The 14,921-nt window shown below is 36.3% G+C and carries 13 protein-coding genes; 6 read left to right on the plus strand and 7 right to left on the minus strand.

Annotated features, from left to right (window positions below):
* Window positions 1–54: 54 nt before the first annotated feature.
* From truB to EJA19_RS02800, 5 genes are read right to left on the minus strand one after another with little or no spacing between them, the layout of a single operon-like run.
* Window positions 55–750: a tRNA pseudouridine(55) synthase TruB gene (truB, locus tag EJA19_RS02780; protein ID WP_125466816.1), complete on the minus strand. Its 696-nt coding sequence runs from the start codon at window positions 748–750 to the stop codon at window positions 55–57.
* A gap of 1 nt (window position 751) precedes the next feature.
* Entirely contained in the window at window positions 752–1,546 is a 795-nt protein-coding gene (locus EJA19_RS02785) for an undecaprenyl-diphosphate phosphatase (RefSeq protein WP_125466817.1), read from the minus strand.
* 46 nt (window positions 1,547–1,592) lie between these two features.
* Window positions 1,593–1,856: a DUF3098 domain-containing protein gene (locus EJA19_RS02790; protein WP_125466818.1), complete on the minus strand. Its 264-nt coding sequence runs from the start codon at window positions 1,854–1,856 to the stop codon at window positions 1,593–1,595.
* 2 nt (window positions 1,857–1,858) lie between these two features.
* Window positions 1,859–2,218 carry a hypothetical protein gene (locus tag EJA19_RS02795; RefSeq protein WP_125466819.1) on the minus strand — a complete coding sequence of 120 codons (360 nt, stop codon included), beginning with the start codon at window positions 2,216–2,218 and terminating at the stop codon, window positions 1,859–1,861.
* A 60-nt stretch (window positions 2,219–2,278) separates the two neighbouring features.
* On the minus strand, window positions 2,279–3,157 hold the full coding sequence (locus tag EJA19_RS02800; protein ID WP_125466820.1) for a cell division protein FtsX: 879 nt from the start codon (window positions 3,155–3,157) through the stop codon (window positions 2,279–2,281).
* 127 nt (window positions 3,158–3,284) lie between these two features.
* On the opposite strand from EJA19_RS02800, the gene EJA19_RS02805 reads away from it, so the two are divergent.
* From EJA19_RS02805 to EJA19_RS02820, 4 genes are all read left to right on the plus strand, one after another.
* A complete protein-coding gene (locus EJA19_RS02805) occupies window positions 3,285–6,296 on the plus strand; it encodes a leucine--tRNA ligase (protein WP_125466821.1) in 3,012 nt (1,003 codons plus the stop codon).
* 170 nt (window positions 6,297–6,466) lie between these two features.
* Window positions 6,467–8,785 (plus strand): type IA DNA topoisomerase, encoded by a 2,319-nt coding sequence (locus EJA19_RS02810; RefSeq protein WP_125466822.1) that lies wholly within the window; start codon window positions 6,467–6,469, stop codon window positions 8,783–8,785.
* Window positions 8,786–8,900: 115 nt separating this feature from the next.
* Window positions 8,901–10,004, plus strand: coding sequence for an alanine dehydrogenase (ald, locus tag EJA19_RS02815; protein WP_125466823.1), 1,104 nt, complete (start codon window positions 8,901–8,903; stop codon window positions 10,002–10,004).
* A 74-nt stretch (window positions 10,005–10,078) separates the two neighbouring features.
* Window positions 10,079–10,774: a zinc metallopeptidase gene (locus EJA19_RS02820; protein WP_125466824.1), complete on the plus strand. Its 696-nt coding sequence runs from the start codon at window positions 10,079–10,081 to the stop codon at window positions 10,772–10,774.
* 58 nt (window positions 10,775–10,832) lie between these two features.
* Here EJA19_RS02820 and EJA19_RS02825 read toward each other — a convergent pair whose 3' ends face one another.
* Together EJA19_RS02825 and EJA19_RS02830 are read right to left on the minus strand one after the other, a co-directional pair.
* Window positions 10,833–11,303 (minus strand): Lrp/AsnC ligand binding domain-containing protein, encoded by a 471-nt coding sequence (locus EJA19_RS02825; protein ID WP_125466825.1) that lies wholly within the window; start codon window positions 11,301–11,303, stop codon window positions 10,833–10,835.
* A 57-nt stretch (window positions 11,304–11,360) separates the two neighbouring features.
* A complete protein-coding gene (locus EJA19_RS02830; RefSeq protein ID WP_125466826.1) occupies window positions 11,361–12,725 on the minus strand; it encodes a saccharopine dehydrogenase family protein in 1,365 nt (454 codons plus the stop codon).
* Between the two features lie 78 nt (window positions 12,726–12,803).
* Here EJA19_RS02830 and EJA19_RS02835 point away from each other — a divergent pair, with 78 nt between their 5' ends.
* Entirely contained in the window at window positions 12,804–13,193 is a 390-nt protein-coding gene (locus EJA19_RS02835; RefSeq protein WP_125466827.1) for a DUF423 domain-containing protein, read from the plus strand.
* Between the two features lie 68 nt (window positions 13,194–13,261).
* Window positions 13,262–14,878: a phosphoenolpyruvate carboxykinase (ATP) gene (gene pckA, locus EJA19_RS02840; RefSeq protein WP_125466828.1), complete on the plus strand. Its 1,617-nt coding sequence runs from the start codon at window positions 13,262–13,264 to the stop codon at window positions 14,876–14,878.
* Window positions 14,879–14,921 lie beyond the last annotated feature (43 nt).

Below are 14,921 nucleotides of genomic sequence, written 5' to 3' on the forward strand. Positions count from 1 at the left end.
CAATTTACCCTAACATAAGTAGGTGTGTTGCATTCTAATATACGTAAATAATGCTTATTTGGTTGTTAACGATTCCTCAAAGGCCATAGGCGTGATGGCATTATCAACTAGGAAATCACCAATTCGTATACGTCTTAATGCAGAAAGATGCGCACCAGAATTTAACGCTTTTCCAAAATCGTGTGCTAACGAACGAATGTAAGTACCTTTACTGCAAACCACTCTAAAGTTTACATTATTGCCATCAATGTTAGTAATCTCAAACTCAGAAATGGTAATTGTTCTAGGATTTATTTTAACGTCTTTACCCTCGCGAGCAAATTCGTATAAACGTTTGCCTTCTTTTTTTATAGCTGAAAAAATAGGAGGGTATTGTTCAATATCGCCAACAAATTGTTTGGTAGTATCGTGAATAAGTACTTCTGTAATATGACTAGTTGGAAATGTGTTATCTATATCGGTTTCAAGGTCGTAAGACGGTGTTGTGCTTCCTAAAACAAAGGTGCCAGTATATTCTTTTTCTTGGCCCTGAAACGTGTTTATTTGCTTGGTCATTTTTCCTGTACAAATTACCAAAAGGCCAGTTGCTAAAGGGTCTAAAGTGCCAGCGTGACCAACTTTAATTTTTTTAATATTGCAAGTTTTTCTAATAACCCATCGCAATTTATTAACCACTTGAAATGATGTCCACTCTAAGGGTTTGTCAATTAGTAAAACTCGTCCGTTTTTAAAATCTTCAGCTGTTGTCATATTAATTTAGAAATGAAAAAAGAATAGCAATAAGGCCTACAATGGCACAATAAAGCGCAAAATAAGTCAGCTTACTTTTGCGAACTAAGGCAATCATCCAAGTACAGGCAAAAAGCCCAGAAATAAAAGCAGCAAGAAATCCAAGGCTTAACGATAATGTGTTAGCACTATCAAAAGTAAGCTCGTCACTTAAAACGTCTTTGGCGATTTTACCAAAAATAAGAGGAACGACCATTAAAAATGAAAATCTAGCAGCTTTAGTTTTATCGTTGCCTAATAATACAGAAGTTGAGATTGTTGCTCCAGAGCGTGAAATCCCCGGTAACATAGCAATAGCTTGCGCAATACCAATAATAAAGGCATTGCTAAAGCTTACTTTTTTATTGGTGTCTTTGGCTTTATCTGCTAAGAATAATAAAATAGCAGTAACAAGTAGCATAAAACCAACGAGTAGAATGTTACCACCAAAAAGACTTTCTAATTGGTCTTCAAACAGAACACCAATAACAACAGCAGGAATCATGGAGAGAATAATCTTTAATGAAAACTGTAAATCGTCATTCCATTTAAATTGTAAAAGTCCTCTTAAAATAAGTGCAATATCTTTTCTAAAAATAACAATGGTACTTAATGCTGTGGCAAAATGTAACACAACGGTAAAAAGTAAACTTTCTTTGGGGACAGAGTGGTCGCCAAGAATGGCTTTTCCAAGCTCTAAATGACCACTAGACGAAACAGGTAAAAACTCGGTTAATCCCTGTATAATGCCTAAAATAATTGAATCGATAACATCCATAGGGCAAAAGTATCAATTCTAAAGAATGATGTTAAAAATAAAGACGTTATTTTTTAGAATCCTTATCAGGATTTAATAAAATGGCATAAACCTCAATGCCAAACCCTATAAGAACTAGCATAGGTGCTAAACGAATACGTCGCCAACTAAAAATATCAGGACTAAACACATTAGGATCTTCACTACCACCGCCAGACATTAAAATAAAGCCTAATGCGATAACCAAAAGCCCAATAAACATAAACTTGTAGTTTTTTCTTCCGAAGATAAAATCGTTTTTAGTTGCTTCTTTGCGTTTTTGTTCTCCCATAATTAGTCAAATTCTGTATAGATAATCTTGTTGTCTACTTGTAGCTGTGCAATATGTTCCGAAGTGCCTAACCACAGTTTCGCTAAGTGCAAAGTAACGGTTTTATTTAAAACTTTTGCGTTAAGGGAATCTAAATTTAACCCATGTTCCAAACCGCGATTAATGTAATATTTATCTCCAGAGGCCGCTTCAAACACAATATCGTTTGAAGTGCCTTTAGAAATTTTAGTAATCATCTCGCGTTCAGTAATGCAAGAGTCGGCTGTTATAGCATCATCAACAAATAAAGATTTAATAAAAATGAAGCCAAAAAAGCCGACACAAAAAAACACGATAATAAGAACAATATGGCTTCTTTTCATAGAAATTAAGTTATTGGTTAATAGTGTGCTAACGATTAAACGTGAAGCATATTACGTGTTTTAATAGTAAAGTTGGTCGGTTTTTAAATTTAAAAAACGTTGGGTTGCAATAAATGTACTTATCCAAGTAATAACAATACCTAAAAGAAAAATAACCGTAAACAATCCGCCTATTAAAACACGATTACTTAAAAAATCTAATTCTGGGAAGGTTTTATTAACGTAATACAGTGTAACAGCCATACCACCCATGGCTACAATGGCGCCAATAATGCCTAAACGAACACTTTTCCAAACAAAAGGTTTGCGTATAAAACGCTTGGTAGCTCCAACCATTTGCATGGTTTTTATAGTAAATCGTTTGGAGTAAACCGAAAGACGTATCGAGCTATTAATTAAAAGCACAGCAATAACGGTAAATACCCCGCTTAAAACTAAAATCCAAAAGCTAATTTTTCGAACATTATTATTCATTAAAGTCACTAAATCACTATCATAACGCACTTCTTCAACAAAAGATTTACTAGTCGTTTCATCGGCAATAGACTTAAGTTGCGTTTCGGTAACAAAATCAGCTTTTATGGTCACATCAATCGAGTTTTGTAAGGGGTTGTAGCCCAAAAATTCCATGAAATCTTCGCCGTTTTCAGCTTTCATTAGTTCAGCAGCTTGGTCTTTCGAGACGTATTCTGAGGCTTTTACATAATCTGCCATAGCCAAACTTTTTTCCAATTGCTTAACTTCAACATCTTTGGCCGAATCTTTTAAATAAATGGTAACAACAACTTGTTCCTTAAAATGATCGGATACTTTTTTAGCATTTAAAACCAATAATCCTAATAACCCCAATAAAAATAAAACTAAGGCAATACTTAATACAACCGAGAAATACGACGAAATTAATCGACGTTTCTGATACCTTTCAAAAGATGAACTCATAAAAAACTAGTTAGCGATGTAAAAATATAAAACTATTCTGTACCCTAAAGGTTTATAACGCTGAAACTTTCAACATTGTTATAATAACTGTAAATTTGCGCTTTCAAAAATGCAGAAATTCAATCGAATGACATACAATTTTAACGACATCGAAGCCAAATGGCAAGAGTATTGGGCAAAAAACCATACGTTTAAAGCCGATAACCATAGCGATAAACCTAAATATTACGTTTTGGATATGTTTCCTTATCCATCAGGAGCAGGATTGCATGTTGGGCATCCGTTAGGATATATTGCGTCCGATATTTATGCGCGTTATAAACGCCACAAAGGGTTTAATGTATTGCATCCGCAAGGTTATGATAGCTTTGGATTGCCAGCCGAACAGTATGCTATTCAAACAGGGCAACATCCTGCGATTACGACCGAAACCAACATTGCTACCTATCGGAAGCAACTCGATAAAATTGGCTTTTCGTTCGATTGGAACCGAGAAGTGCGCACGAGTAGTCCAGAGTATTACAAATGGACGCAGTGGATATTTATCCAATTGTTCGAGTCGTATTATTGCAACGATGCTAACCAAGCACGACCTATTTCAGGATTAATCGATGTGTTTGCTGCCGAAGGAAACGCAAACATTAATGCAGCTTGCGATGATGATGTCGAGATATTCTCTGCTGAAGATTGGAACAACTTTTCATCTGAAAAACAACAAGATATTTTATTGCAATATCGGTTAACTTATTTAGCCGAAACCGAAGTTAATTGGTGTCCTGCTTTGGGAACGGTTTTGGCAAACGACGAAATTGTAAATGGCGTTTCCGAACGCGGCGGTCACCCAGTGGTACGCAAAAAAATGACGCAATGGAGTATGCGTATTTCGGCTTATGCCGAGCGATTATTACAGGGCTTGGACACTATAGATTGGACTGATTCTTTAAAAGAAAGCCAACGCAATTGGATAGGAAAATCGGTTGGAGCAAGCGTCTCATTTAACGTCATTGCGAGCGAAGCGAAGCAATCTCATCAAATAGAAGTTTTTACCACACGTCCCGATACCATTTTTGGTGTGTCTTTCATGACACTTGCGCCAGAACACGATTTGGTACAAAAAATCACGACACCAGAACAAAAAGCTGAGGTCGATGCCTATATAGAAGCGACTGCAAAACGTAGCGAACGCGATCGTATGGCCGATGTAAAAACTATTTCAGGGGTGTTTACAGGAGCCTACGCCGAACATCCGTTTACTAAAAAACCAGTACCTATTTGGATTGGCGATTACGTGTTAGCAAGTTACGGTACGGGAGCAGTAATGGCTGTGCCTTGTGGCGATCAGCGCGATTATGATTTTGCAAAACATTTTAATATCGATATTCCTAATATTTTTGAAGGGGTCGATATCTCTGAAGAAGCCTTTGCTGATAAAAATAATACCATTATTGCCAATAGCGATTTCCTAAACGGAATGAATAGCAAAAAAGCGACTAAACGCGCTATTTATGAATTGGAACAAATCGGGCAAGGAGAAGGAAAAACCAACTACCGTTTACGTGATGCCGTGTTTAGCCGTCAGCGTTATTGGGGCGAACCATTTCCGGTGTATTATGTGAATGGAAAACCACAAATGATTGCCGAAGAATATCTGCCAATCACCTTGCCAGAAGTCGAAAAATACTTGCCAACCGAAACCGGCGAGCCACCACTAGGTCGCGCCGATGTTTGGGCTTGGGACACAAAAACCAATACAGTTTGTCATTCTGAACTTGTTTCAGAATCTGATGGGGTTTTCCCATTAGAACTAAATACCATGCCAGGTTGGGCAGGAAGTTCGTGGTATTTTTTCCGTTACATGGAAGAATTGGATAAACGCGGTGAAGCCTTTGCAAGCGAAGCGGCTTTAAAATATTGGGAAAATGTCGATTTATATATTGGCGGTAGCGAACATGCCACAGGACATTTATTGTATGCCCGTTTTTGGACCAAATTTTTAAAAGATCGTGGTTTTGTTGGTGTTGATGAACCGTTTAAAAAGCTCATTAACCAAGGGATGATACTTGGTACTAGTGCTTTTGCATATGGATTTGGATTAGGAATAAAAGTCAAAAATGGAGATAAAGTAAAGGAAGCTTTATCTAAAGGGTGTAAAATTTCTTCAAAATTTGTGATACCTAAAGAATCATATGAGAAAGCTATTAATGGAGATTTTGATGAATTGGTAGAAAGAATTATTTGCTCAAAACTCAGTTATTTAAAAGAAGATTTTGGTTTGGATGCAGAATTTGATTTAGAAATGACTTCTTTTACACCTTTTCATGTTGAAGTTGAATATGTGAATTCTTCTGATGAACTTGATATTGAGGCTTTCAAAAAAGGCAATAGATATAAGGGCTTGATGATTGATGAGATTTTTGCAGGAGAAGATGGGATTTACAAAGTAGGCCGCGAAGTCGAAAAAATGTCCAAGTCCAAATATAATGTGGTCAACCCAGACAGTATTTGCGAGCAATATGGCGCCGATAGTTTACGTTTGTACGAAATGTTTCTTGGACCATTAGAGCAAGCCAAGCCTTGGAATACGGCTGGTATCACAGGCGTGCACGGTTTCCTTAAAAAACTATGGAAATTATTTTACGACAACAATGGTCTTAAAGTTACCGAAACTGAACCAACAAAAGACAATCTAAAAACGCTTCATAAAACCATAAAAAAAGTAGAGGAAGACATCGAGAATTTTTCGTTTAACACGTCGGTGTCCACGTTTATGATTGCGGTTAACGAACTTACAGCGCAAAAATGTACAAGTAAAACCATTTTGGAACAATTACTAGTCTTAATTTCACCGTATGCGCCGCACATTGCAGAAGAATTATGGGAAGCACTTGGAAATAATGAGAGTATTGCCACGGCGCCATTTCCAGAATTTAACGCAAAGCACTTGGTGGAAAGTAGTAAAGAATACCCTATTTCGTTTAATGGGAAAATGCGATTTAAACTAGAGTTACCGTTAGATATGAGTAAAGAAGCTATTGAAAAAGCGGTGTTAGAACACGAAAAAACTCAAGAGCAATTACAAGGCCGTGCACCTAAAAAAGTGATTGTTGTACCAGGTAAAATAGTTAATGTTGTAGGATAATAAACAGGCAGTATAGGTTTTTTGAGAGTCTGCTGGCAGGTAGATGTTTCAGGTGAGTAAATATAAAATAAACGGTCTAAAAGGATTCTGAAATAAATTTAGAATGACCATTCTGTTTTTTTAAAATTGCCTAAAAACCCTATTTTAGAGCCTTGTTTTAAACCCAATTCATGAAAGTTTGTATTGCCGAAAAGCCTAGTGTTGCACGAGAGATAGCATCTGTTTTAGGTGCTAATGTTAAGCACGATGGCTATTTTGAAGGGAATGGGTATGCTGTAACATATACCTTTGGGCATTTATGTACACTGAAAGAGCCTAGTGACTACAAACCGTACTGGAAACGTTGGGATTTAAATAATCTCCCTATGCTACCAGACAAGTTTGAAACCAAAGTGGTAGCAAATTCGGGAATTCAAAAGCAGTTTAAGATTGTTAAAACCTTATTTGAAAAAGCCGATCTTATTATAAACTGTGGTGATGCCGGACAAGAAGGAGAACTCATACAGCGTTGGGTAATGAACGAAGCCAACTATCAAGGCGAAGTAAAACGCTTATGGATTTCATCACTTACAACAGAGGCTATTAAGGAAGGCTTCGAGAATTTAAAACCCGCTTCCGATTACGATAACTTGTATTATGCAGGATTTTCACGAGCCATTGGCGATTGGTTATTAGGTATAAATGCCACACGATTATACACCTTAAAACACGGCGGTTATAAACAAGTGCTGTCTATTGGTCGAGTACAAACCCCCACTTTGGCTATGGTGGTTAACCGGTTTAAAGAGATTGAAAATTTTAAACCACAACCGTATTGGGAACTCCAAACCTTATATCGAGACACGCTATTTAGTTATGAAGAAGGTCGTTTTCTTAAAAAAGAAGATGGTGAAGCTTTGGCAAATAAGGTCAAGGAAAGTGAATTTACCATAGAGGATATCACCAAGAAAAAAGGAAAAGAATATGCACCAAAACTATTCGACCTAACAGGGCTGCAAGTATATTGCAATACCAAATTTGGCTTATCTGCCGAAGACACCTTAAAAATTGTACAAGGTTTGTATGAGCGCAAGGTGGTGACCTATCCTAGAGTAGATACCACCTTTTTGCCTAGCGATTTGTATCCAAAAGTAGAAGGTGTTCTTAAAAAATTAACCAACTATGCCAAATTTACACAGCCGCTTTTAGGAAAGAAAATTAAAAAATCGTCTAAAGTATTTAACGATAAAAAAGTAACCGATCATCATGCCATTATTCCCACAGGCATAGAAACGCAATTGGCACCTAATCAACAACAAGTGTACGATATTATTGTAAAACGTTTTATTGCGGTCTTTTATGATGATTGTTCGGTGTCTAATACAACGGTTATGGGGAGTGCTGCCCAAATTATGTTTAAGGCCACGGGAAAAGAAATTTTGAAAAAGGGCTGGCGTGTTGTTTTTGAGAATTCAGATACCAAGAAAAAAGAATCGGGTATTCTGCCTACTTTTGAAAAAGGCGAAAAAGGCCCACATGAACCATCATTTTTAGAAAAAGAAACCAAACCACCTAGGCAATTTACCGAAGCTTCTCTATTGCGTGCTATGGAAACTGCAGGAAAGCAAGTTGATGATGATAAACTTCGTGATTTAATGAAAGAAAATGGTATTGGACGTCCATCTACACGAGCAAATATTATAGAAACCTTATTTAAAAGAAAGTATATAAAGCGCAATAAAAAACAAGTTTTACCTACGGTAACAGGCATTCAATTGATCGATACCATTCAAAACGATTTATTAAAATCGGCCGAGTTAACAGGGTCTTGGGAAAAACAACTAAAAGATATTGAAAAAGGCACCTTTAGTGCAGCAGCATTCATAAAAAACATGAAGCGTATGGTCGATGCTTTGGTGTACGAAGTACGTAGCGAAACCAAACGCGCTAATATTTCGCATGCCACAACAACAAAGCAGAGAAAGGCCAAAGCTAAAAAAATAGAAGCCGCAGGTATTTTAAGCGAAGATTGTCCTAAGTGTAAACAAGCCAAATTATTAAAAGGAAAAACCGCCTATGGCTGTAGCCGGTATAATAACGGATGCGATTTTGTGCTGCCTTTTAAGTTTATGGGGAAAAAAGTATCAGAAAAACAGTGGATACGCTTACTACAAAAAGCATCTACAATAAACTTAAAGGGGTTTAAATCCAAAGAAGGTAAAGTGGAAGGTTTAATTCGGTTTGATGAGAATTATAATCTAAAATTAGAACCTAAAAAATCATCAAAAAATAAAAAAGAAGACGAAAACCCCGAAGTATTGCATTGCCCTAAATGTAATTCTGGAATAATTATAAAAGGGAAAACCGCTTACGGTTGTAGTAATTATAAATCGGGTTGTGATTTTAAAGTAACCTTCGAAACAGTTAGGCAAGCTATAAATAATCAAAAACCAACCAAACAACTCGTCTATCAAATATTGAAAGATAGTATTACGAAATCCTCAAAATAAACCGCTTATATTACTAATCTCTTAAAAAGTTCAAAATACTGATTTACAGAAAGGTATTTTTAAATTTAGGTTGTATTTTTAAGTCCAATCAATAATCTTTAAACCTTCAAAAAAGATGACCATTGGAATTCCTAAAGAAATTAAAAACAACGAAAGTCGCGTTGGTATGACACCAGCAGGCGTTTTTGAACTCACAAAAAGAAACCATACCGTTTATGTGCAAAAAGAAGCAGGAGAAGGAAGTGGTTTTTCTAATTTAGACTATGAAAACGTAGGCGCAATTATTTTAGATAGCATCCAGCAAGTGTATCAATCAAGCGATATGATTGTTAAGGTAAAAGAGCCTATAGCAGAGGAATACGATTTAATTCAACCCCGCCAAATCGTGTTTACTTACTTTCACTTTGCGTCTAGCGAAAGACTTACTTTAGCGATGCTAAAAAGCAAGGCAATTTGTATTGCTTATGAAACTGTAGAAGATGAAGATGGTACCTTGCCATTACTTACACCAATGTCTGAAGTAGCAGGAAGAATGGCTATTCAACAAGGAGCCAAATATTTAGAAAAACCCATAAAAGGTCGTGGTGTATTACTTGGTGGTGTGCCGGGTGTTCCGCCTGGTAAAGTATTAGTTTTAGGCGCAGGTGTGGTTGGTATTCAAGCGGCGAAAATGGCTGCTGGATTAGGGGCTCATGTAACTATCTTAGATGTTAACATGAAACGATTACGTTATGTTAACGATGTAATGCCAAGTCATGTAGTAACAGAATTTTCAAACGAGTTTAATGTTAGAAAACATATACAAACACACGATTTAATAGTTGGTGGTGTACTTATTAAAGGCGCTAAAGCACCTAAATTAATTACAAAAGACATGTTAAAAAATATGCGACCAGGTACTGTTTTGGTAGATGTTGCTGTAGATCAAGGCGGTTGTATGGAAACCACAAAGGTTACCACCCACGAAAATCCCACTTTTATTGTAGATGATATTGTACATTATGGTGTTGCTAATATGCCAGGTGCGGTTCCTTACACATCAACTTTGGCATTAACTAACGTCACTTTACCTTATGTGATAAAGTTGGCTGATAAAGGTTGGAAACAAGCTTGTCAAGACGACAAAACCCTTGCTAGAGGACTAAATATAGTTGAAGGAGAAGTTGTTTACAAAGAAATTTCGGAAGCTTTTGGTTGGGAAAATACATCTGTTAACTGACAAATTTTCTTAACGTAACTTTGGCTTATTATTTGCTAATATTATTCTAAATTTACACGAGAAAAAAGAACAGTATGTTTGGATATTATATATTAATAGGCGGTATTGCCTTAGTAAGTTGGTTGGTAAGCAATCAATTAAAACAAAAATTTAAAAAATACTCACAAGTACAATTACGTAATGGTATGAGTGGGAAAGAAATTGCTGAAAAAATGCTAGCCGATAACGGTATTTACGACGTTGAGGTAATGTCTACAGCAGGACAATTAACAGACCATTACAACCCTAAAAATAAAACAGTTAATTTAAGTGAAGCAGTTTACAACCAGCGTAATGCAGCTGCAGCTGCTGTGGCAGCTCACGAATGTGGTCATGCCGTACAGCATGCGCAAGCTTATAGTGCATTACAAATGCGTTCGGCGTTGGTGCCTGTGGTAAGTGTAACTTCTGGTATGTCGCAGTGGCTGGTAATTGGCGGTTTAATCCTTGGTGCAGCAGCTGGCGTAGGCTTAGGATTTTGGGTAGCCGTTGCAGGCTTAGTTTTTATGGGCTTTGCAACACTGTTTAGCTTTATTACCTTACCTGTAGAATATGATGCGAGTAACCGCGCATTAGCCTGGTTAAAAGCAAAAAACATGGTAACTCCAGAAGAGTATAAAGGTTCGGAAGATGCTCTTAAATGGGCGGCAAGAACCTATTTAGTAGCTGCTATTGGAGCCTTAGCATCATTATTATATTGGGCACTTCAAATTTTTGGTGGCAGAGATTAAGCATACAGTTTTTTAAATAAAGTATAAAGACCTTCAAACGAAGGTCTTTTTTTATGACTTATATTTTTATTTGCCTATCAATTTGTTGTTGAAGTGAAATAAAAGTTTCAGTTCGCGAAACCCCACTAATAGACTGTATTTCTTTATTTAAAACATGCATAAGGTGTTCGTTATCTTTAGCAAGAATTTTAATAAAAATACTCCAATTTCCAGTAGTGTAGTGGCACTCAATAACTTCTGGGATGTTGCGTAATTGTTTAACCGCTTCGGGGTTGCTTACAGCTTTATCAAGATAAACTCCCACAAAAGCCATGGTAGTATAGCCTAAAACTTTTGGATTAATAATAAATTTAGAGCCATCAATTAATCCCGATTTTTCTAGTTTTCGTAACCGTTGATGTATGGCTGCACCAGAAATCCCAACCTGACGAGCGATTTCCAAAATAGGAGTTCGGGCATCGGCCATTAAAGCTCTTAAAATCTTTTTGTCAATACCGTCTATAACTATATTTTGGTTTTTTATCTTCAAAAGGTTATGGTTTTATGAATTCATACCAAAAGTACAAAATTGGTTACAATATGAAAGCTATACATTCAATGGATTGTAGCCTAAATAAGGAACTGTTTTGTCATGAAACACAATGCCGTAATCCTCGAGTTCTTTTAAAATAGGGGTGTAAACCTCTTTATTAATTGGAATTTGAACGCCAGGCGTTGTTATTTTACCATTTAAAACAGCCAAAGTAGCCATAGCGACTGGTAAGCCAACAGTTTTTGCCATAGCTGTATATGTTTGATCTTCGCCAATACAAACCATGGTAGAATCGATTTGATGTTTTTTACCATCTAGCTCATACCCAAATTTATGATACATGACTATCATATCTTTGTCGTCGTGATCTAATGTCCATTTGTCCATTAATATTTTTTGAAGAATTTGTGCAGGTGTGGCTTGTTTTAAATTCACCATTTTTGTTGGGCTAAAAATATCTAGCTCTTCTAGCTTATCCCATACAATATCGTCTTGATCTATTTTAAGTTGATGTCTAAATTTTAATTCTACCGAATCTGTTGGGCTGTAAGGTAAAAAGGCATTTACAAAATCGCGATAGCTCATATTTTCACTATCGTCTATAGTATAGCTGTCATCGGTCATGCCTAGTTGTACAAACATATTCCAAGCACGTGAAAATCCAACGCGTCTCATAGTGCCACGATATAAGGTTTTAACATCTTCTAAACCATAAGCCGATTGATATTTTAACGAATCGCGATTTGCATAGCCTTCAAAACGACCAAAGCCATCAACTTCTAAAAATTCGGTACGTCTAAACAAACGGTTGTAAGGAATGTATTTATAGGTGCCTTCTTGTAAAAACTTGGCAGCGCCACCTTGACCTGCTACAACAACGTTTCTTGGGTTCCAAGTAAATTTATAGTTCCAAAGGTTGTTATCACTTTCTGGAGCAACCAATCCGCCGCAAAACGATTCAAATAAGATCATTTTACCGCCTTTATCACGAATATCATCTATAATTTTCATGGCGCTCATATGGTCTATACCAGGATCGACACCAATTTCATTCATAAAAACAAGCCCCTTAGCTTTAGCTTCATCATCTAGAGCTTCCATCTCTTTACTTACATAAGATGCCGTTACTATAGGTTTATTAAACTTTAAGCAATCTTTGGCAGCTTCAACATGAAATCTTGCCGGTAACATAGACACGACAATATCGGCATCTTTAATAGCACGTTCTCTAGAGTCCTGATTAAAAATATCTAAAGCAATGGCTTTGGTGTTTGGGTGATTGTTTACAAGTTTTTTGGCATTATTAATATCAAGATCGCCAACCGTAATAAATAGCTTTTCGCTGTCTGATTTATCTAAAAAATATTTGATAAGAAAAGAGGTTGATTTTCCTGAACCTATAATTAATATATTTCGCATAATTGGGTTTTGTTCTGTAATTTTGTGTTCACGAATGTAATAAATCAAATGGGTTTTAAAAATCCGAAATCGTTAAATATGAATAAATCCATTTTAGTTACAGCCGCCTTATTTGGATTGTTAGCTGTTGTATTGGGAGCATTTGCAGCCCATGGGTTGCAAAAATTAGTAACTCCAGAACAAATTAATACGTTTCAAACAGGCGTAACCTACCAAATGTATCACGCCTTTTTGTTACTTTTTTTAGGTGTAACAACTAAAGTTAGTGTTAAAACCAAAAGAGCCGTTTTTGTACTAATATTAATAGGTGTTTTCTTCTTTTCTGGATCTATTTATGGACTAGCGACAAATAGCTTAACGGCTTTCAACTTTAAAACAATTGCCATGATAACCCCGTTAGGAGGAACACTTTTAATAAGTGCTTGGTTAGTTTTGTTAATAAGCTTTTTAAAACAAAAACAGGATTAACATAGTCCTTTTTGTGTCCGTTTTAAAATAAAGTTTTAGCTTTGCATCATCAAAACAACACAAAAATTATGGTAAACCATACGCAAACTACGAAAACGATTTCGTTAGAGAAGTACGGCATAAAAAATGCCAAGGTACAATATCAGTTATCTGCTGATGAACTTCATGAGGAAACAATTGAAAAAGGACAAGGCGTTGAAGCGTCTTCTGGAGCTTTAGCCGTAAAAACAGGTGAATTTACAGGCCGTTCACCAAAAGATCGTTTTATTGTAAAGGATAGTATTACCGAAGACAAAGTTTGGTGGGGTGATATTAACCTTCCTTTCGATTCTGAAAAATTTGACAACTTATATGATAAAGTAGTAGATTATCTATCGGAAAAAGAAGTGCTTGTTAGAGATAGCTATGCTTGTGCCGATGATAATTACCGATTAAATATTCGTGTTATTAACGAATACCCTTGGAGTAACATGTTTGCTTACAACATGTTTTTACGTCCTACCGAAGAAGAATTAAAAAACTTCGATCCAGAATGGACAATAGTAAACGCTCCTGGTTTTATGGCCAACCCAGAAATAGATGGAACACGCCAACACAACTTTGCCATTTTAAACTTTACTAAAAAGATAGCCTTAATAGGTGGGACTGGTTATACAGGTGAAATTAAAAAAGGGATTTTCTCTGCCTTAAACTTCATCTTACCAGTATTTAAAAATACATTACCAATGCACTGTAGTGCCAATGTTGGAAAAGATGGTGATACAGCTATTTTCTTTGGATTATCGGGGACAGGAAAAACAACCTTATCAACCGACCCTAACAGAAGTTTAATAGGAGATGATGAGCATGGTTGGACCAACGAGAATACCGTGTTTAACTTTGAAGGAGGTTGCTATGCTAAGGTTATTAATCTTTCTGCAGAAAAAGAGCCAGAAATTTATGGTGCTATTAAAAAAGGAGCCATTCTTGAAAATGTAATTATGGATGATAACGGTAATGTCGATTTTGCCGATACATCAATTACACAAAACACACGTGTAAGTTACCCTATTTACCACATTGAAAATATTAAGCAACCATCAATAGGGAAAAATCCTAAAAATATTTTCTTTTTAACAGCTGATGCTTTTGGTGTGTTGCCTCCAATTTCTAAGTTAACACCTTCGCAGGCAGCCTACCATTTTATTTCTGGATATACAGCCAAAGTGGCGGGAACAGAAGCTGGAGTAGTTGAACCAGTGCCATCGTTTTCAGCTTGTTTTGGAGCACCATTTATGCCATTACATCCAGCTAAATATGCCGAAATGTTAAGTAAAAAGATGAAAGAAGCCGGTGTAAATGTATGGTTAGTAAATACAGGTTGGACAGGAGGTCCTTACGGTGTAGGGAAACGTATGGAGTTAAAATATACTAGAGCCATGATTAACGCTGTACTTAATGGCGATTTAGGCTTATATAATTACGAAGATTACCATATTCATTCGGTATTTGGTGTAGCACAACCAAGACATTGTCCTGGTGTGCCATCTGAAGTATTAAGTCCGAGAACAACATGGAACGATGATAAAGCCTATTATACAACAGCTTTTAAGTTATCGAATGCGTTTAGAGAAAACTTTAAACAATTTGAGGCTTTTGCAAATGAAGAAATAAGAAGAGGCGGACCGCAACGTTATGCGTTTTAATAAAACAGACTTCTTTTAAGAGACAAAGCGACTTCCATTTGGG

This window comes from Mangrovimonas spongiae (assembly GCF_003944795.1).
Classification (GTDB): Bacteria; Bacteroidota; Bacteroidia; order Flavobacteriales; family Flavobacteriaceae; genus Mangrovimonas; species Mangrovimonas spongiae.